Raw genomic sequence first — 19,519 nt, 5'->3', positions numbered from 1 at the left:
CTTTAATCCGGTTTCTTAATCTTCAATACTTGGCCTACTTGAATATCTTCTGACTTCAAATTATTCCAGCGACGAAGGGTATTAATCATAACATTATACTTTATCGAAATTTGATAAAGGTTTTCACCTTTTTGCACAACATGTTCAACATCGCTATTTTTGACCGTTGTTGACGTCGGTTGCGTATTTGTGTGTGTATTTTGCTGCACTACTGGTGTTTGCACAACCGCCGACTTCACATTTTGTTGTGGCGGAGGTGTTACGACAGTCGTTGTTTGTTTTTGTTGCTTAACCAAATGCCCATGTTTAACAGCATTTTGACTATTTTGCTGGCCATTAGTTGCATTTACAGCAGGTTTTTCTTGCTGAACTACGCTTTGTGGTTTTGGTTGTGGCTGCGGTACAACGGTTTCAGCCGTTGGCGGCTTCTTACGAGCAACCACAACAGGTTTGGCATCTACTTTTACGCCAGATTGCAACAATTTATATTTTTGATAGCGAATGGCAACGTCATCGGCATCAATTTTCGCTAATTCATTATCAAGATAGGCTTTCGATTGCACTGATTCAGGGAACATTTTAAGTAACATGGTCGCATAGTTATTGGCAATCTCTGTATTACCCATTTTTTGGTTCACTTTAAATGCTAAAGCGATCGCTTGCGGTGTAAAACGTCTAGTGGCTAATTCATAGCGACCTAAATACATGCTACTTGCATCATAATCACCCATTGCATATTGCAATTGCGCCATCTGCATTAAGCTAGACGCTCTATTTGGGCTATGCATAATACTGCGGGTTATCGCTTCTTCGGCTTTTTCAAAGTTATCGACTTTTAAATAACATAAACCGATATTTTCATAACTTTCTGATACGCGTACATAGGTTGGCACTCTGATTGCCTGCATGAAGTAACCTTCAGCTTCTTCAACGCGTTCATTACGACATAAAAATACGCCGAAATTATTTAACGTATTGGCGTCTTGATCGTCAAGGGAAAGCGCATGTAAGTAGGCTTCTTCAGTTTGCTCTAATTCACCTACAGCTTCGTAGTAATGAGCAAATGCGGTGTAAACATCGACTAAGTTTGGTGAATACTCTTTAGCTTTTTCAAGGTTGAATTTAGCTTGTTGCATATTACCGCGTTTAAGGTAACTGAAAGCTAAGGAAATACGAGTGCGGGCAACTTGATCGTCGCTATAATCTCGGTCAACTACCGGTTTATCTTCCGCGAAATTTTGAGTTACACAAGCGCTAGTAACACCTAATGCCAACATTACTATGGCAAGTTTACTGCCGCTCCGTATAAAGTTTTGCATAAACAGCTCTCTACTATAATTGTTTTTGTAAGCTAGGAATTTACCTAGCTTACCTTGCAATGCAAACAATTACACCATTTTTACCGAAATTTCATCGCTGTTTTTTTGTTTGTGAGCAGTACGTTTTGTTCTATCAATAACATCACCTGCAAGTTGACCACAAGCGGCGTCAATATCTTCACCGCGAGGACGACGAGTGATTACCGTTAAGCCATAACTTTGCAGCACTTTATCGAAACGATCGATACGTGAATTACTTGGGCGTTGATAAGGTGAACCAGGGTAAGGATTAAATGGTATTAAGTTAATTTTACTTGGCGTACCTTCTAATACTTTAGCCAATTCATGGGCTTGATCTGTAGAATCGTTGACACGATCTAACATTACGTACTCTACGGTGACTTGTTTATTTGCTTTTGAGCCATCAATGTAGCGACGACTCGCTTCAAGAAAGTCTTCTAGCGGATACTTTTTGTTAATTGGCACAAGCACATCACGCAATGCATTATCTGGCGCGTGAACGGAAATTGCTAAGGCACAATCAATTTTTTCTTTTAACATATCTAACGCAGGAACAACGCCTGACGTACTTACCGTTACTCGACGTTTTGATAAGCCATAGCCTAAATCATTTAAGAAGGTATCAAGTGATGGAATAAGATTCTTCATGTTAAGTAATGGCTCACCCATCCCCATCATTACGATATTGGTTATTGGACGAGTACCGGCAATACGGGTCGCACCAATGTCATTAGCAACACGCCAAACCTGACCAATGATTTCTGATACCGATAAGTTTCGGTTAAAGCCCTGATCACCTGTAGCGCAGAAGGTACATTCTAATGCACAGCCAACTTGCGACGAAACACACAAAGTGGCACGTTCTTTTTCAGGGATCCAAACAGTCTCAACTTCTTGGCCACCTTCTAGCAACAATGCGTATTTAATAGTGCCATCTTCAGAGACTTGTTTGTTTGAAATCGTTGGTGCTTTGATTTCACATAAACGTTGTAGTTTTTGACGCAATACTTTATTTAAATTGGTCATCATTTCAAAGTCATCGTAACCAAAGTGGTAAATCCACTTCATTACTTGATCTGCACGGAAAGGCTTTTCACCTATTTCAGCAAAAAACTCGCGCATCATCTGATGATCAAAATTTAATAAGTTAACCTTTTTAACAGCAGTATCGGTCATGTAAAAACTCGCTCGTATTTAATAGGGGGTGAATTGTACACATTTTGTACAACCGAAACAATTTAACATTGTTATAACTTTGTTAACTGAAGTAACTAAAAGCAAGTTAACAAAGTGATAAAACGTCATCGCTAAAAACAAGAAAAGGATTTCACCAAAATAGTAAAATCCTTTCTCATAAGCGCTAACTCAATTAGCGCTTATTCCCTGACTCGTTTAAATTAACGAGTACGTGGGCAGATTTCTTCGTCAGAGAAGAAGTAAGCAATTTCACGTGCTGCTGATTCTAAAGCATCAGAACCGTGACATGCGTTTTCGTCGATTGACTCAGCGAAATCGTGACGTAAAGTACCAGCTAAAGCTTCAGCTGGGTTAGTAGCACCCATGATTTCACGGTTTTTAAGAACAGCGTTTTCGCCTTCTAAAACTTGAACCATAACTGGACCAGAAGTCATGAAGTCAACTAAAGCGCCAAAGAAAGGACGTTCAGCGTGTTCAGCGTAGAAACCTTCAGCTTTTTCACGGCTAAGGTGGATCATTTTAGAAGCAACGATCTTAAGACCTGCTGATTCAAAACGGTTGTAGATAGAACCAATTACGTTTTTAGCAACTGCATCTGGTTTTACGATAGAAAAAGTACGTTCGATAGCCATGATAAGCCCTCTGTTAATTATGTGTATTCAAAATTGGCGCGATTATAGACTAAACGATAAGAAATTACATTAGTAAAAATGATTAAGTTTGTTAAAAAGTTGCGATTTATTGCTTCTAACAAGCAAAATATAATGATTTTTTATAGATAAAATAAAAGTCCAGCTCGAATTAATTCAACAAAGTTCCTTATAAAGAACTTATATGATTAGCTTGTATAATTAAAAAACTTATATTTTTCTGACATTTAAAAGCATTAACATTGTATTTACAAACCGGTTGTGAAAATATAGTGTGGCTAAATTTAAAACAACAATAACTAATTGTAAGGAATACAAATGAAAAGTTCTATTTTAAAAACAGCAGGGATCATATCACTATTAACTCTTCCATTTTTTGCTAGTGCCGCTGATAAACAAGGTGCTGTCGGTATCAGTAGTTATGCGCTAGCAATCGATGAAGATACGTATGGCGAAGATGAATTTACCGGAATTGCATTTTCTGGTGATTATTATTTTTCAGATAACGTATCAGCTCGCTTTCAATATTACTCACTAGAGCATGATGATCTATCAGAAATGGAAATGACCGGTTTTGACGCCGTCATATGGTATGGCCAAGGGTTTAAGTCAGAAGGTTTTAAATGGTTTGTCGGTGGCGGTTTCTATTCAGAAACTTTAGAGTTTTCAATTATTGAAGAAGATTTTTCTGGTGCCCAACTCAATGGTGGCATCGGCTTTAATTGGGAGCACGTGAGTCTTGATTTATCAATTGGATTTCGCTCTACAGGTGATTATGAAGACTTTAATGACGAAAACCTTGGTGATACAGGCGACGTTACTGCAGTAACTTCAGCATTAACCTTAGGATATCGTTTCTAATTTTCTGCTATCAATCAAAAAAGCTCCACAGTTACCTGTGGAGCTTTTTTATTTCATCGTGTTTTTACAATAATCGCTAGCTATTAAGCACGTGCTGTTGCTAACTCTTCCTCATTTGGTGCTGAAATTTCACCTTCAGTCTTAGCAACAATAGTATTAATTGCAGTATCACCAACAACGTTAGCGGTTGTACAGAACATGTCACAAATACGGTCAACCGCAGCAACAATTGCTAATGCTTCAATTGGCAGGCCAAATGTATGTAAACAAATACCGATTGATACGATACCACCGCCTGGAACACCACCAGCACCGATAGAAAGCAATAGTACAGTAAATGCTAACGGTAACATTTGATCAGCAGTCATTGGCATGCCGTAAGCGTTAGCAACAAAGATAACTGCAATCGTTGTATAAATTGCCGCACCTGACATGTTCATCGTTGCACCAAGTGGTACACCAAAACCAGCCACACCTTTTGAAACTCCTAATTTTTCAGTAACGGTACGCATAGTTACTGGAATAGTCGCGTTTGAAGATGCACTTGATAAAGAGAACATGATTTGTTCGCGAATGTGCTTAATGAACGTTAAAGGTTTAATGCCTGTAACCAAGTAAACAACAACAGGATAAACCACCATAAACATAAAGATAAACATTGAAACAACAAGAGCAATATAACCTGCTACTGCGAACATCTTAGTTGTATCTAGTGTTGCGCCTAATGAAATCATTAGGAAGAATACACCGTATGGCGCAAGTGACATAACTAAGGTAATTAGCTTCATCATTACTTCGTTCGCCATTTTGAAAGTGCGGATAGCTGGGCCACCGCGCTTATCCAGCGCCTGGATAGCGATACCAGTCATAATCGCCATAAAGATAATTTGCAACATATCTCCTTCAGCAAATGCTTGGAAAGGGTTTGAAGGGATAATATTGATTACCATTTGCCACATATTAGGAGTTTCTGTTGCAGCAAGTGTTACACTTTCAGCATGAGCACCAAGGTTAACACCTACGCCTGGCTCTAACCAGGTAACGATTGCAAGTGTACCAGCAATAGCAACAATCGTATTAATAATGTAGAAAGAGAAAGTCTTAGTACCTAAACGGCCAAAACTAGACAAATCTTTAAGTTCACAAATACCACAAGTGATGGAAATAAATACAAGCGGTACAACGATCAATTTGATCATTGAGACGAACATACCGCCTAAACCACTAGCGGCTTCTGTAGTGAATGTGGCAACCGCCCAAGTTGGCGGAATTACGTATTGGATCATAGAGCCAAGAATCAAACCAAAAACTAAGCCAAGAAAAACCTTAGCTGACAACGAATTCTTTATTGCATTCATATTAAATCTTTACCGCTTTATATAATATTTAGGATGCTCAACATAATAATGAATTTATGTCCTAACACTAGTAAAAACGGGGGGTATTAACAAATCAACACAGCCGACACACACTCTGGTTACACAATCTAATAACTCCTAACACCTCTCTTCTTAAAAATTACAATAAAGTCGCAAATAAATTAAAAATAATCGAAGTCGTCGTAATATTTTGTTCTATAGTTATTAGAGTAATTAACATTAACTCTTGCTGACCTATTTCTAATTTTCTTATTAAAATATGAGTTAGAAACAATGAAAATAAAGAATCGTTCAGCATTCCCTTATAAGAAGGTTATCCCCCTTTATGGAAAACATTATTGAAGTAGGTGCAATCGAGTCACTGATCATCGCAATTTTAGTATTATTTATTGGCCGATTTATTAATTTCAGCATTAAACCTTTGCAAAAATTTAATTTTCCAGAGCCAATTTTAGGCGGTTTGGTCATCGCGATTATTATTACTATATTGCATAGTTCTGGGACCACAGTTTCCTTTAACCTGCCACTACAAGATACATTCATGTTGTTATTCTTTAGTACGGTCGGGCTATCTGCAAGTTTCAAATTATTGGCGCAAGGTGGCGCTAAAGTATTTATATTCTTAGGCGTAGCCTCGCTTTATATCGTTGTCCAAAATGCAGTTGGTGTTTCATTAGCATCACTTTTAGGTTTAGAACCATTGATGGGGCTGATCGCTGGTTCAATCACATTGTCAGGTGGGCATGGTACTGGTGTAGCTTGGTCTCAAACATTCTATGAAATGTATGGTATACAAACACTTGAACTAGCGATGGCCGCAGCCACTTTTGGTCTAGTGATGGGTGGTATTATTGGTGGTCCAGTGGCGCAGCGCATAATGGATAAAAATGGATTGGAGTCTGAATTTGGTAAAGGTGGTCATCATCATGATACGCACCCTGAGCTGGTAACCTATAACCAACTAGAAGAAGACAAAGTTACTGCTAAGAAAGTGTCCGAAACATTATTTATCTTATTACTTTGTGTTGGCGGAGCCGATTATTTAAAGGCCTTTGTTGATACTTTTGAAATCAAATTCCTAATGATCCCAAATTTTGTTTATGCGCTATTTATTGGTGTTGTCATTACTAATGTTACCGAAACCACTAAAACCTACAAAATTAATAACGAGACCGTCGATATTCTCGGCACCGTGTCGTTGGCATTGTTCTTATCAATGGCGTTAATGAGTTTAAAACTTTGGGAAATATTTGATTTAGCAATCCCACTTTTGATCATCTTAGTATGTCAAACCATTATGTTGGCTTTATTTGCTTACTTTATAACCTTCAAACTGATGGGTAAGAATTATGATGCCGCAGTTATGGCTGGTGGTCACTGTGGTTTTGGTATGGGGGCAACACCGACAGCGGTGATGAATATGGGGACTCTCGTTTCAAGAAACGGCCCTTCCCCACAAGCATTTATGGTTGTGCCTATCGTTGGCGCGTTCTTTATCGATATTGCTAACCTAATTATTTTACAAGGGTATCTCGCCTTTATCGGTTAAGTTTATTGGTTAAATTTATCGCGTTCGTAAAAATTAAAAACCCGTGCTTAATTATAAGTACGGGTTTTATTTTGCCAACAATATCAGTTTATACCAAGATGATTAAACTGATATCTAATGACTAAATGGACGAACGACGATATTGACGATATTCAGGTTTCCAAAAGTTCTTTTCAATATTCTTTTGCAACTGCTGATCTGATATTTCAAGTGCAAGTCCTTGCTCTTGCGCCAATTTACCAATAGCAAAAGCTATTTTTTTGCTTAAATCAGCAATCTCTGTGATCGGCGGCAGCAAATCTCCTTTACCTGTATTGGCTAGTGGAGACGCTTGAGCTAGCGTTTCACTCGCTACCATCAACATCTCATCAGAGATATATTTAATGTTTGCAGCAATTACTGCAAGACCAATACCAGGGAAGATATAAGAGTTATTACATTGTGAAATATTATAGGTTTTGTCTTTGTAGGTAACTGGCTCAAACGGACTGCCAGTAGCAATAACCACATCACCATCGGTCCATTCAATAACTTGCTCTGGAGTTGCCTCTACTTGACGAGAAGGATTAGACAACGGGAATATGATTGGCGTTTTAGTGCCATCTTTCATTGCACGAATCACGGGCTCTGTAAATAAACCTGGTTGACCTGAAACACCAATTAGAATACCAGGTTTTGCACAATTCATGACATCGCGAAGCGATGCATAATCGCCAGAGAAACGCCATTCACTCAAATCGTCTTGGTTTTGTACTAGTTTCTGCTGAAAGTCTCTTAAGCCGTCCATACCTTGGGTAAGCAAACCGAAACGATCGACCATGAAAACTTGCTTTCTAGCTTGGCTATCAGAGAGCCCTTCACTCACCATTTGCGAAATGATCTGTTCTGCAATACCGCAACCAGCAGAGCCTGCACCTACAAAAACAACTTTTTGTTCTGAAAGTTTGCTGCCTTTAATTCGACACGCAGCTAAAAGTGTTCCGACTGTTACCGAAGCTGTACCTTGAATATCATCATTGAAACAACAAATTTCATTACGGTATTTTTGCAATAATGGCATAGCATTAGGCTGTGCAAAATCTTCAAACTGCAAAAGAACACTCGGCCAACGACGCTTTACAGCATCGATAAACATCTGCACAAATTCATCATATTGTTCTTGGTCGATACGTTTATGACGAGCCCCCATGTACATCGGGTCATTTAACAGGTTTTCGTTATTGGTACCTACATCAAGCATCACAGGTAATGTATAAGCAGGACTTATACCACCACAACTTGTGTATAACGATAACTTACCAATTGGAATACCCATACCACCAATACCTTGATCACCTAAACCAAGAATTCGCTCACCGTCGGTAACAACAATAATTCTTACTTTCTGTTTGGTCGCATTATTTAAAATATCATCCATATGATGTCGCTCTTCATAAGAGATAAATAAACCACGATTTGAACGGTAAATATCAGAAAAACGTTCACAGGCGTCGCCTACTGTTGGGGTATAGATAATCGGCATCATCTCTTCAAGATGTGCTTGTACCAATGCATGAAATAATGTTTCATTCTTATCTTGAATATTGCGCAAATAAATATGCTTATTTAATGCCGTTCTAAAACTTGAATATTGCATATACGCTCGTTCAACCTGCTCTTCAATTGTTTCAAATCGCGGCGGGATTAAACCAGTTAGATTAAAGTTAGTACGTTCTCTCTCAGTAAATGCACTGCCTTTGTTGAGCAGTGGGGTTTCTAATAAAGAAGGGCCGGAATAAGGAATATACAAAGGACGTTTAGTTACAGTTTTAGGCATAATATTACTCAAAGTTGTTTAAAGTTTTTATCATTCGAGTACTAATATAAAGACTAGTGAAATGCATCGAATATAAAAAGCGGCGCCATTGTACGCATTATTAATTTAATAAGCGAATTCTTATATATTTGGATGTTATAACAGTAGGTTATAAGTAGCTATATTGCACTAATCTGCAACTATTATTTAACCTGAAATTTTCATTAAATAGCAACAATAGAAGATAAAAGCTGAATTTAATCAATCTACTTCATCCATCCAGGCAAGTTGAATTGCTTCTAATACACGTTCTCCACAATGTGCAGGATCGTCATCAAAGCGATCTAATTCCAAAACCCATTTTCTTAAATCGGTAAAATTTATGGTTTTAGGATCAACATCCGGGTATTCTTCGATTAAATCGAGAGCGATTTCTAATGAATCTATCCACTTAATACTCATCATATTCCTCAATTAGGTATTTTAGTTATTTGCTTAGCGTTAAATTATTATCAGTGCTTGCTGTTAGTACTTAATATTGTGTAGATATTTAGTATAGATGAGTAAATTTAGGAAGGTAGAAATAAAAACACCCGCAATGACTAGCATTGCGGGTGTTGATAAAAAAACGAAATAGCTAAACAGCTTAACTCACTAGCGCAAAGCCGCCAGGGACATGATAAACGTTTTCAAAGCCCATGCGTTTTAATGTTTTCGCTGCGGCATCACTGCGTGCACCACTACGACAAATACAAACATAACTTGCGTCTGTTTTGTCATTACTGTGATCATGAACGAACTCTGTAATTTGCGATAACGGAATATTCACTAGCTTTTGATCGGCCAAGTACTCTTGACGGTTGGCTTCGTATTCATGGGATTCACGAACATCTAAAACAACAACATCGTCGTGCTCAACTAAGAACGATACTAGTTTATCTGGTGTTACATCAATTGAAGGATCGATCGATTCTTTGATATTACCGCACAGTTGAGTATCCGCAGAATGTTCAATCTGTTTATCCATATCAGCTTTCTCGGCTGAGAACTCGGCCTTACTAATGTCGCCCTTAATCACCGCTGCAAGTAATGAATTATTTAACGATTCAATGCTTAATGTTGTGGTAAACAACTGCTTATAATCATGAGCTGGACAGATCAACGATTGACTATTGGTAATAGCCGCTAGTTTTTGAATTGAGTCGTATAGCGCATCTGAATCGCTAACGGCAAAATCGCTACGGCCTATACCACCTATTTGAATTGCATCGCCTGAAAACACGTAATCAATTGCTTCACTTGCTAGCTTTCCATTTTCAACCGTTCCTAAAATATAAGTAACAGAATTGTCGGTATGACCAGGAGTCGCCACTTTAACTAACATTTTTTCGCCAATACTGAGTGCAGAAGCCTTATCACCATTAGCTAGTTCTACCTCAGTTTTAGCACTATTACTCCAACCTAACTGGTCAAATTCGTCTGCAGACATCTTATCACCCAACAATTCGCGAATAATTGCTGGTGCATCAACTTGTTCAGCATGTTTATGAGTCGATAATACCGCTTTAACTTTGTAGTTCTGACAAGATACTAAAGTATCAAATTTTGAAACTAATTCCGGAACTGGATCGATTAAGATAACTTCCTTGGCTGCTTTATCAATATAGCACCATGTACACTGCGCATCATATATCCACTGTTGTAAACCATTGGCGGTAGAGTCGAAAGAGTCATTAGCATCAGATAAGATTAAACAACTATTTTGCATTGCTGATACCGCGTTGCGAATCGCTTCACAGGCATTATCGATTTCTTGCTGTGTAGAAGCCGGACCAAAAGACATTCTAATTGCGCCTTCCGATTGCCACTTGCTTTTACCCATAGCATCAAGAACAAATGAGCCAGCAACTTTTGAGCTACAAGCTGAGCCGCCACTCACTCGAATTTTCGCGGCATCAAACAAGTTCATAATGTCTTTGCCTGAAAGACCTTTTACTGAAAAGTTTAATGTCGTCGGTAAAGAGCAATCAAAGTCATGGTTATAAACAATACCAGGAAACACCTCATTAAGTACGTCCGCTAATTGAGTACGATAAGCCAGTAATGTTTCATGAGACTTAAAGGTATCGTCGTTTTCATCAGCTAGTAATCTGAATATTGCGTTAAGTGACGCAATTCCAGGCAAGTTTTCAGTACCTGAACGTAAGCCACTTTCTTGACCGCCACCAGCAATAAAAGGCGTATACGGCGCAGATTCTCGCACATATAAAACACCAATGCCTTTCGGTCCATAAAGTTTATGACCGCTAAATGGGGCGTAATCAATGGTTGTTTTAGACAGCTCTAAGTCAATTTTCCCTAGACCTTGAACACAATCAACCATCCATAAAACATCAGGATTGTTACTGCGAATAACATCTTCAAGTGCTTTAATATCTTGAAATACGCCGGTTTCATTGTTTGCAATCATTGTACAAACCATTAGTGCATTGGCTGCGTGTTCGGCAATAAATTGTTGGTCTAAAATACCGTTGCTATCAACAGGAATGGCCACTACTTCAGCGCCAATGTTCAACATTTGATTCCAATGTTTTAACGTTTCAGGTACAGCTTTATGCTCTGTTGCACCGTATAGCAATACTGGCTTAGCAATATTGTGATTATTGTCACGAGAGGCATTAAGAGCCGAAATGATTGATGTTTGTATACCTTCTGTCGCACCAGAGGTAAAAATGATTTCACCATTTGTTGCGCCAGTTACCTGACGAGCTAACGAGCGCGTCGTATCTAGAATATATTTCGCACGTATGCCAGTCATATGACTTGAGCTCGGGTTACCGTAACAAAGATTCATCGTATGAATTGCTGCTTCGGCAGCTTGCGGTAATACTGGCGTTGTCGCATTATTATCCAAATACACTTCGTTTTGTTGCGGCTGGATATCAGTTAACTTTAACATTTCTAAATATACTCTTAATTATAATGGTTCGCATTTTACATGTTTATCAATTTCAAAGCATGTCAAATTGGACAAATTTATTATCTTTATACGATTTGATTGCAAACTAAATTTTACAAAATTAAATCCATTCTAAATGTAAAAGAGTGCTAAAGCGTTTCAATCAAACACTTTTTTTATCGTTTTTTAATCTTTTTTCTAACTGCTTATTTTATAGAATAAATTGAATATAAAAATTTGTCGTAACAACCATTTTATTTAGAACATTTACAACATTGATATTTAAGAAAAAAATGAAAAATTTAGATCCTCGTTTATACTTCAAGAGTAAAGCGATAAAAATTACTCAGGGAAATATAATAATGAGAAGTAAATTAGTTAAAGGTGCTATTGCATCTGCACTTATAATGGCAGGTCTATCACAGGCAAACGCTATTGAAGTAATGAATAACGGCACAACTTCTATCGATACCAGAGGCTGGCTCAGACTTTCTCTGCACAGCACTGATGATACCGATGAATTTACCGACTCAGGTTCACGCTGGGGCTTAAATTTTAACCATAAAATTGAAAATGATTGGACCGTAGGTGTTACCTATGAGTGGGCTACTAATTTCGAGAAGAATACCAACTTAAAACTCACTGGTGATGCTAGCTTGCAAAACGGTAGTTCTGGCGAATCTTTATCATCGCGACTTGGCTTTGTACATGCCAGTCACGAAAAATGGGGTTCGATTGCCGTAGGTAAGCAGTGGGGCGTATATTATGACATAGTCAATGTTACCGATGTATTAAATTATTTTGGCGGTAATGCCACCGGCGTATATAACTTTAATGGTGATGGTGGTTTATCCGGCACCGGTCGTGCAGAACAAGCCATCTCTTGGCGCAAAAGTTATAACAATTTGAATGTAGCGTTACAATTACAAATGCAAGATGAACCTGTTGATAACGAGGATGGTACTTTTGAAATAGCCACTATGGGTAATGGTTATGGACTTGCTGTGTCGTATAATTTTGACAATTTCACACTTGGTGCAGCGTACAATTTAAATGAAATTGAATTTGCTTCAGGTATTCCTATCTCTAATGCCGATGACGTAGCCACTGCAATCAGTGCAACCTATGGCAGTTCAGCGCAAGGGTTTCATGTTGCCTTTTCAGGTGTCGTTTCAGAAAACCACGAAATAATTGAAAATAACATTTTTATGGATGCAACGGGTTCAGAGCTTTATCTCCGATACTCATTTGAATCTGACATTGGTGTTTATGGTGGTTATAACCTATTGGAATCGGACGAATCGGATAATCAATATGAGCTATATTTCAGTTTTGTGGGCGCCGATTATAAATTTGAAAACGGCTTTGGTTTACTTTTTGCTGAAGCCAAAGTAAATGACAATAAAACAAGCTTAGGTGCCGACGGAGACGATAGCACTGAAGTCGCTGTTGGTATTCGAATCAACTTATAGTAAAATTTTATTTGTATCTCGTCACAAAAAAGGGCTTCATTATGAAGCCCTTTTCAATTATGAAAATTGTCGCAAGTTGACTCTAGAAAGTGAATCTAGCACCTACACCAACAACATCGTCATTCGGTGTAAAGGTCGACATATCTTGATTCACATAAGTAGAGTCATCAATTTTCACTTCTGAGTAAATTCGGAAACTTGGTGACCAATAGTAAGCCCCGCCAACGATCACATAACTTTTCTCGTAATCATTACCCGATTCATCAGATGTTGCCGAGATAACACCAACCAATGCTTCTATATCGTTTTCAAAACGATAGGCGACAAGCCCTTCAAAACCAGTTGCTTCTTCCAATAAGTTACCGTTGTTATCCATTTGGTGATACTCAGTTTGAACTGCTGCAACCGCAATATGCAATCCATCACCTGCTTTGGCACCGTAAGTAAAGCTTGCAGCAACTAAAGTATCATCAAATTCTCCCGTATTTATGTCGGTGTTAATTTCAATCGTTGCTAGGTTATATCCTAGACCCACCACCATTTTTTCACCAAGCGCATACGTCGCAGCTACGGCATATGAATTATCAATTAGCAGCTCACCATCGCCAGCATCAGAACCTGTCAAATCAACATTTTGATTACCCGCTTGCAGCTGCACACTGACTGATAAATTATTAAAGCTATTGTTGTATTGCAGTGCTTTTTCGGCACGGCCAACACCAGTATAACCACCATCACCTAAATCATAGATACCTAGTGCATCACCACCATAGATCATAAAACTATCAGTAACACCGGTAACCATGTAGGTAGAACCCCACTGTTTACCCATCGTGATGCTACCCCATTTATCATGTGTAACACCTAAAAACCCATGTCTATTGGCAATAGTTTCACCAGAATCACCAACGCCGACTTTATCGTTACCGCTAAGCACTAAATCTGAATCATTCTCAGTAAAAAGAACTTTCCATTCGAGCTTGGCAATCGCAGACCAACCATCTGACAATTTACTGGTATAGTTAAAATTAATTCTTGAGAATCCATCTTTTATCTCGCTATAACTTTCCCCAGAGGCATCTTCGCCACTGACATAGTGAGTACTTAAATCACCACCAAACGTTACTTCATGTATATCGTCTTTATATAATTCTACTGCCGAAAATGCCGGCGCTGACATTGCAGCAATAATAACTGTTGAGAGTAGTTTTAATTTCATAGGAACCCTTTATTTTAGTTTTTTATAGTTTTGTTTATAAAAACCATAACCTTACCTATAAAAATAGCCTAGATTTTGAAAAAGCATAGCTCAAACAAAATAAAAAAAGGGGCTTCTAGTAGAAGCCCCTTTGGGATGTTCAATAAACAGTTGTAATTAGAAGGTAAACCTTGCACCAACACCAACGACATCATCTTTTGGCTTGAACGTAGACATATCTTGATTTACATAGGTAGAATCATCGATTTTAATTTCAGAATACACAGTGAAATTATCAGACCAGTAGTATGCACCGCCGATGATTGCGTATTTCTTCTCATAGTCATTTCCTGATTCATCGGAAGTAGTCGATATTAAACCACCAATCACTTCAAAATCATTATCAAAGCGATAAGCAACCATAGTTTCAATACCGGTTGCTTCTTCTAACAGTCCGCCTTGATTATCCATTTGATGATTTTCAGTTTTTACCCCAGCAACGGCAACATATAATCCATCTCCACCACGAGTTCCGTAGGTAACACTTGCTGCTGTCGTAGTATCATCATATTCTCCAGAATTTAGGTCTGTATCGATTTCGATACTCGCAACATTGTAACCAAGACCGACGGTAAGAATGTCGTTAAAGGTATAAGCGGCGGCAACAGCGTATGAATTATCTAACGTTAACTCTCCATCACCAGCAGTAGAACCAGTTAAATCAACATTTTGGTTACCCGCTTGTATTTGCGTACTAAACGCCAAATTACCAAAAGTATTATTATATTGTAGTGCTTTCTCAGCACGACCAACGCCGGTATATCCACCGTCACCTAAGTCATATATACCAAGACCATCTGCACCAAATATCATAAAGCTATCGGTAACGCCGGTAACCATGTAGGTTGATCCCCACTGCTTACCCATTGTAATGCTACCCCATTTATCATGAGTTACACCAATATAGCCAAGTCTATTTGCCAAGGTTTCTTCAGAGTCTCCTGGAGCAACCTTATCATTGCCGCTTAATACCAAATCTGAGTCATTTTCAGTTAACCTGACTTTCCATTCAGTTTTAGCAATTGCCGACCAACCATCGCTTAATTGACTAGTGAAGTTCAAGTTAATACGAGAAAAACCATCTTTAATTTCACTGTAACTCTCTCCTGAAGCGTCTTCACCACTTACAAAGTGAGTACTTAAATCACCACCGAAAGTGAGTAGGTTTTTATCATCTTTGTAGATCTCCACCGCTGAAGATGTGAAAGAAGTAAGACCTAAAGCAACTGTTGATACACTTGCGATATGTTTGATTTTCATATGTTGACCCTAACAATAATGCGTTGTTTATTTACCAAGATTGTAATGCTATAACTCGAATAAAAAGTGTTAAGCAAAAATGTAATTGAATTCAATGCGTAGCTGCCGATTCACAATTGTTCGAATTTATAACAGTCTAATTTTTATAAGAAAATAGGTAATAACAAATGACTACAACTCTATACACCTTGATACAAGCTTTATCAAAATTTGGTTAAAAGTGTGTATCAACAGTAAAAATAATGTAGTTGTTATTGTGAATAAGAATGAAGGCGCCCATAATAGCCTTAATCAAAAACCGAGAGTCATATTATGCAAATCACCGACTTATCTGCTGAAAACAAAATCACTCCGTTCTTGCGATTAGGCTTTCGCCCTTTCTTTTTATTAGGGGCTATATTCAGTATTTTATCGTTAATGATTTGGGGGCTTTATTTGTCCGGATATTTAACCATTGATTTATATGGTGGTGGGCACTGGTGGCATATTCATGAAATGTTTTACGGGTTTGCTTGCGCAATTATTGTTGGCTTTCTACTCACTGCTGTTGGCAATTGGACAGGTCAAAGAGGACTGAATGGCAATAAATTACTATTTTTAGTGTTGCTCTGGTTACTGGGAAGACTCGTATTACTCTTCCCACAAATATTTGGTAGCTTGGCTTCGGCAATTATAGATATTAGCTTTATGCCACTTGCCGCCTATTTCTTAGCGCTGCCAATCATTAAAGTAAAAAACACTCGAAATCTATTCTTCATCCCGATCTTTATTGTTTTTACTGTATTTAATATTCAATTTCATCTTGTCGCTCACGGTAGCAACAGTTTAAACATGCTTGCTACTAGCTACGGTATGATGATGATGGTCACTTTAGTCATGTCAGTTATGGCAGGTCGAGTAACCCCAATGTTTACTGCAAATGGCACACAAACGAGTAAAGTAGAACCCATTATTGCGCTCGAGTATGCAACCAATACAAGTATTGCGTTAATTGCTCTTAGCTTTTTTATTCACCCATGGTTTTCAATGCCTGAAATAGTGCTGGCGATATTATTCTTCACCGCAGGGCTCACTCAAATGCTCCGCTGGTTAAGATACAAACCTTGGATCACATTTGGTGTGCCATTACTTTGGTCGCTGCATAGTGCTTTAATGTTTATTTGGATTGGGTTAATTGCGTTAGGTATCGCCTATTTTAGTGCTGATATAGCTAAAAATCATCTATGGCATATTTTAACAATTGGTGGCATGGCAGGTTTAATTTTAGCGATGATCGCCAGAGTAAGTCTTGGTCACACAGGTCGCCCGTTGAAGCCGGCGAAACTAATGTCTGTTGCTTTTGCTTTTATTTCATTAGCAGCCTTAGTACGAACGTTAGGTCCTGTGCTTGATGCTAGTCGCTCAGTAACTTATTTTAATGTTTCTATTTTATGTTGGACTATTGCTTTTGGTTGCTTTGTTATTATATATGCACCAATGCTCACCAGCGCGCGCAAAGATGGCCGACCAGGTTAGGTCGACATTCAAATAGTTAAATATAAGGTTTAGTTAAAAGGACTGACAAAGCAATGAGAGCTGTATTTTTAGATCGAAGTACATTAGATGATAGTGTTTCATTAGAACTAGTAGAAAAGCAATTGAGCGCAATTAGTTATTATGAATCAACACCAGCGTCTAAAGTAATCAGTCGTTCACGTTTTGCTGATGTGATCTTAACCAATAAAGTGGAGATCAGCGCAGAACATATCGCTCAATTACCAAAGCTCAGGTTGATTCTAATCTGTGCTACAGGTGCGAATAATGTTGACTTAGCCGCGGCTAAGAAAGCAGGTATCGGTGTGTGTAATGTGAAAGGCTATTCAACCTCCTCTGTGAGTCAGTATGTTTTTGCCATGTTGCTCGAGTATTTTCAGAAAACGTCCGAATATCTACAAAATGTGAAACACGGTCATTGGCAAGAAAGCCCAATATTTTGCCATTTTTCAAATCCAATAAATCAATTAGCAGGCAAAACTATCGCGATTATTGGCTATGGCACCATTGGCAGAAACGTTGCTAAAATTGCCAATGCGTTTGATATGAAAGTACTCATCGCTGAGCGCAAAGGTTCATCTACTATTCGTGAGCAAAGAGTGAGCTTTGAACAAGCATTATCAGAAGCGGATATTGTCAGTCTACATAGTCCGCTCACACCAGAAACCGAACAACTCATAAATGCAGATACATTACGTTTAATGAAGTCAGGTTCAGTACTGGTAAATACCGCTCGAGGTGGGTTGATTAACAGTGAGCATCTGCTGCAAGCACTCAAATCTAAAAAGTTAGGTGCCGCTATATTAGATGTATTAGAGCATGAACCTCCGACCGCGGATCATGTTTTAATCAAATCAAAACTTAATAACTTAATGGTAACTGCTCATATTGCATGGGGTAGCTTACAAGCTCAACAAGCGTTAGTGCAGATTTTGGCGGATAATCTATTAAGTTTTAAGAGTAATGAAACGTTAAATCGTTTGGTTTAACCTGATTAAAGTCGGTTTACTGATAACAGATTCGAATAACTTGAGAACTGATAGCAGTTGTACAGTTAATAAATCAGGCCACTTTCTCAACTGGAAAAGCTCTATCGCCAGCTTTATTCAGGATATTAAGTCTACCTTGATACACTGCAATGATTGAATTTTTCTGTTTGAAATCATCTGGGATGCAGACACGTCCATTGTCATCGACTGAGTAACTATTAGTACACAATTGCAGTTCTAACGAACTGGATTGGTAATAAAAAAGCGTTGCGGTTACTTTTGCTCTATCTACAGCAGAAATATTTAAGTTGCTGACGTTCGAAGCAAGATGCTCACCTTCGCATACCGCTACAATGGACTTATCGTCTTTAAAAGAATCTGGGATTAATACTCGACCTTGAGCTTTTACTGGAAAATTACCGATATAATATTTAAGTTCTATTGTCTCAATATCATAATAAATAATAGTTACGCGCTTGCTTTGATTGTCTTTCATATTAAATACTCTTCTTGTTGACGATATTTACTACGAGATAAAGTAAAAGTCGGATCAATCTATGCTGAAAAAATTAAAAGCATCTCTAAAAGTTTTATATATAAAAAGGTATTTATTATCGAGGTGGTTTAGCAGAAATTTGCCTAACTGAAACCCAAATGAAGCGAAAATGGAGAAAGTGTTGAACTATAGGAATTAAAAAACCTTAATCCGAATCTAATAAAGATATCGAGTTAAGGTTTAAATAATGAGTGTTTTACTGTGTTAATTAGGCAACGTTTTCAATCGGTAATACTCTATCACCAACTTTATTTAACACGTTAACTTCACCTTCACATACGGCAATAATTGATCTGTTCTCTTTAAATTCTTCGGGGATGATCACACGGCCCGATTCATTGTAAGAGTAATCATCAGTACTGACGTTTAATTCCAGTGATATATTTTCGTAATAAAATACAGTAACTTTTTTAGTATTCATCATTACTATAACCTAAACAGCAAACTCGGTTTTAAGTATGGTGTTTTCACCTTCACATACTGCGACAATTGATTTTCCTTGTTTAAAAGAGTTAGGGATGATTACTCTTCCTTCATGCTCTACAGGGAACTCGTCGACGTGATGATTTAATTCTAATGTATCCACATCGTAAAATATAACGGTAACGCGCTTGTTGTTATTCATTGTTTGAACTCTTTTGTTAACCTAAGCATGATATTCTTATTATTTTTATCATTACTGGTCTGGCAAATTAATTGAGTTCCTTTCTTGTTAGAAATT

At 38.0% G+C, this 19,519-nt stretch carries 17 protein-coding genes; 5 read left to right on the top strand and 12 right to left on the bottom strand.

Features of this window, described 5'->3' with window-relative positions:
* Positions 1-2: 2 nt before the first annotated feature.
* The 3 genes from pilW to ndk form a co-directional block, all read right to left on the bottom strand.
* Positions 3-1,319, bottom strand: coding sequence for a type IV pilus biogenesis/stability protein PilW (gene pilW, locus LT090_RS03720; protein ID WP_157726615.1), 1,317 nt, complete (start codon positions 1,317-1,319; stop codon positions 3-5).
* A gap of 69 nt (positions 1,320-1,388) precedes the next feature.
* A complete protein-coding gene (gene rlmN / locus LT090_RS03715; RefSeq protein WP_068546132.1) occupies positions 1,389-2,516 on the bottom strand; it encodes a dual-specificity RNA methyltransferase RlmN in 1,128 nt (375 codons plus the stop codon).
* Positions 2,517-2,737: 221 nt separating this feature from the next.
* Positions 2,738-3,169, bottom strand: coding sequence for a nucleoside-diphosphate kinase (gene ndk, locus LT090_RS03710; RefSeq protein WP_068546133.1), 432 nt, complete (start codon positions 3,167-3,169; stop codon positions 2,738-2,740).
* A 336-nt stretch (positions 3,170-3,505) separates the two neighbouring features.
* Here ndk and LT090_RS03705 point away from each other — a divergent pair, with 336 nt between their 5' ends.
* Positions 3,506-4,048, top strand: a complete 543-nt coding sequence (locus tag LT090_RS03705; RefSeq protein WP_068546134.1) for a porin family protein — start codon at positions 3,506-3,508, stop codon at positions 4,046-4,048.
* A gap of 83 nt (positions 4,049-4,131) precedes the next feature.
* On the opposite strand, the gene LT090_RS03700 is transcribed toward LT090_RS03705, so the two are convergent.
* Positions 4,132-5,397, bottom strand: coding sequence for a dicarboxylate/amino acid:cation symporter (locus LT090_RS03700; protein ID WP_089153014.1), 1,266 nt, complete (start codon positions 5,395-5,397; stop codon positions 4,132-4,134).
* A 355-nt stretch (positions 5,398-5,752) separates the two neighbouring features.
* On the opposite strand from LT090_RS03700, the gene gltS reads away from it, so the two are divergent.
* Positions 5,753-6,976, top strand: coding sequence for a sodium/glutamate symporter (gene gltS / locus LT090_RS03695; RefSeq protein ID WP_068546136.1), 1,224 nt, complete (start codon positions 5,753-5,755; stop codon positions 6,974-6,976).
* A 121-nt stretch (positions 6,977-7,097) separates the two neighbouring features.
* On the opposite strand, the gene LT090_RS03690 is transcribed toward gltS, so the two are convergent.
* The 3 genes from LT090_RS03690 to LT090_RS03680 all read right to left on the bottom strand — a co-directional run bounded on the left by LT090_RS03690 (position 7,098) and on the right by LT090_RS03680 (position 11,730).
* Positions 7,098-8,792, bottom strand: coding sequence for an NAD-dependent malic enzyme (locus LT090_RS03690; protein ID WP_068546137.1), 1,695 nt, complete (start codon positions 8,790-8,792; stop codon positions 7,098-7,100).
* Between the two features lie 240 nt (positions 8,793-9,032).
* Complete coding sequence (gene iscX, locus LT090_RS03685) at positions 9,033-9,233, bottom strand: Fe-S cluster assembly protein IscX (RefSeq protein ID WP_068546138.1); 201 nt, start codon at positions 9,231-9,233, stop codon at positions 9,033-9,035.
* Between the two features lie 184 nt (positions 9,234-9,417).
* Positions 9,418-11,730, bottom strand: a complete 2,313-nt coding sequence (locus LT090_RS03680) for an aminotransferase class V-fold PLP-dependent enzyme (RefSeq protein WP_068546139.1) — start codon at positions 11,728-11,730, stop codon at positions 9,418-9,420.
* A gap of 362 nt (positions 11,731-12,092) precedes the next feature.
* Between LT090_RS03680 and LT090_RS03675 the strand changes: the two genes are divergently transcribed.
* Positions 12,093-13,202, top strand: a complete 1,110-nt coding sequence (locus tag LT090_RS03675; RefSeq protein ID WP_070795881.1) for a porin — start codon at positions 12,093-12,095, stop codon at positions 13,200-13,202.
* Between the two features lie 82 nt (positions 13,203-13,284).
* On the opposite strand, the gene LT090_RS03670 is transcribed toward LT090_RS03675, so the two are convergent.
* Positions 13,285-14,421: a porin gene (locus LT090_RS03670; protein WP_068546141.1), complete on the bottom strand. Its 1,137-nt coding sequence runs from the start codon at positions 14,419-14,421 to the stop codon at positions 13,285-13,287.
* 156 nt (positions 14,422-14,577) lie between these two features.
* Positions 14,578-15,720 (bottom strand): porin, encoded by a 1,143-nt coding sequence (locus tag LT090_RS03665; protein WP_068546142.1) that lies wholly within the window; start codon positions 15,718-15,720, stop codon positions 14,578-14,580.
* Positions 15,721-16,032: 312 nt separating this feature from the next.
* On the opposite strand from LT090_RS03665, the gene LT090_RS03660 reads away from it, so the two are divergent.
* Positions 16,033-17,235, top strand: coding sequence for an NnrS family protein (locus LT090_RS03660; RefSeq protein WP_068546143.1), 1,203 nt, complete (start codon positions 16,033-16,035; stop codon positions 17,233-17,235).
* A 53-nt stretch (positions 17,236-17,288) separates the two neighbouring features.
* On the top strand, positions 17,289-18,242 hold the full coding sequence (locus LT090_RS03655; protein ID WP_068546144.1) for a D-2-hydroxyacid dehydrogenase: 954 nt from the start codon (positions 17,289-17,291) through the stop codon (positions 18,240-18,242).
* Between the two features lie 73 nt (positions 18,243-18,315).
* Here LT090_RS03655 and LT090_RS16980 read toward each other — a convergent pair whose 3' ends face one another.
* The 3 genes from LT090_RS16980 to LT090_RS03640 all read right to left on the bottom strand — a co-directional run bounded on the left by LT090_RS16980 (position 18,316) and on the right by LT090_RS03640 (position 19,423).
* On the bottom strand, positions 18,316-18,738 hold the full coding sequence (locus LT090_RS16980; protein WP_157726616.1) for a DUF2375 family protein: 423 nt from the start codon (positions 18,736-18,738) through the stop codon (positions 18,316-18,318).
* A 268-nt stretch (positions 18,739-19,006) separates the two neighbouring features.
* Positions 19,007-19,222 (bottom strand): TIGR02922 family protein, encoded by a 216-nt coding sequence (locus tag LT090_RS03645; protein ID WP_068546145.1) that lies wholly within the window; start codon positions 19,220-19,222, stop codon positions 19,007-19,009.
* 9 nt (positions 19,223-19,231) lie between these two features.
* Positions 19,232-19,423 carry a TIGR02922 family protein gene (locus LT090_RS03640; protein ID WP_068546146.1) on the bottom strand — a complete coding sequence of 64 codons (192 nt, stop codon included), beginning with the start codon at positions 19,421-19,423 and terminating at the stop codon, positions 19,232-19,234.
* Positions 19,424-19,519 lie beyond the last annotated feature (96 nt).

This window comes from Thalassotalea crassostreae, assembly GCF_001831495.1.
Taxonomy (GTDB): domain Bacteria; phylum Pseudomonadota; class Gammaproteobacteria; order Enterobacterales; family Alteromonadaceae; genus Thalassotalea_A; species Thalassotalea_A crassostreae.
This window is presented reverse-complemented; position numbering and strand designations above follow the sequence as displayed.

Bases quoted from the DNA above. Each gene is read 5' to 3' on its own strand.
- iscX (WP_068546138.1), bottom strand. From the start codon at position 9,233: ATGAGTATTAAGTGGATAGATTCATTAGAAATCGCTCTCGATTTAATC.
- LT090_RS03680 (WP_068546139.1), bottom strand. From the start codon at position 11,730: ATGTTAAAGTTAACTGATATCCAGCCGCAACAAAACGAAGTGTATTTG.
- gltS (WP_068546136.1), top strand. From the start codon at position 5,753: ATGGAAAACATTATTGAAGTAGGTGCAATCGAGTCACTGATCATCGCA.
- LT090_RS16980 (WP_157726616.1), bottom strand. From the start codon at position 18,738: ATGAAAGACAATCAAAGCAAGCGCGTAACTATTATTTATTATGATATT.
- pilW (WP_157726615.1), bottom strand. From the start codon at position 1,319: ATGCAAAACTTTATACGGAGCGGCAGTAAACTTGCCATAGTAATGTTG.
- LT090_RS03690 (WP_068546137.1), bottom strand. From the start codon at position 8,792: ATGCCTAAAACTGTAACTAAACGTCCTTTGTATATTCCTTATTCCGGC.
- LT090_RS03660 (WP_068546143.1), top strand. From the start codon at position 16,033: ATGCAAATCACCGACTTATCTGCTGAAAACAAAATCACTCCGTTCTTG.
- LT090_RS03655 (WP_068546144.1), top strand. From the start codon at position 17,289: ATGAGAGCTGTATTTTTAGATCGAAGTACATTAGATGATAGTGTTTCA.
- LT090_RS03640 (WP_068546146.1), bottom strand. From the start codon at position 19,423: ATGAATAACAACAAGCGCGTTACCGTTATATTTTACGATGTGGATACA.
- rlmN (WP_068546132.1), bottom strand. From the start codon at position 2,516: ATGACCGATACTGCTGTTAAAAAGGTTAACTTATTAAATTTTGATCAT.
- LT090_RS03705 (WP_068546134.1), top strand. From the start codon at position 3,506: ATGAAAAGTTCTATTTTAAAAACAGCAGGGATCATATCACTATTAACT.
- ndk (WP_068546133.1), bottom strand. From the start codon at position 3,169: ATGGCTATCGAACGTACTTTTTCTATCGTAAAACCAGATGCAGTTGCT.
- LT090_RS03645 (WP_068546145.1), bottom strand. From the start codon at position 19,222: ATGATGAATACTAAAAAAGTTACTGTATTTTATTACGAAAATATATCA.
- LT090_RS03675 (WP_070795881.1), top strand. From the start codon at position 12,093: ATGAGAAGTAAATTAGTTAAAGGTGCTATTGCATCTGCACTTATAATG.
- LT090_RS03665 (WP_068546142.1), bottom strand. From the start codon at position 15,720: ATGAAAATCAAACATATCGCAAGTGTATCAACAGTTGCTTTAGGTCTT.
- LT090_RS03670 (WP_068546141.1), bottom strand. From the start codon at position 14,421: ATGAAATTAAAACTACTCTCAACAGTTATTATTGCTGCAATGTCAGCG.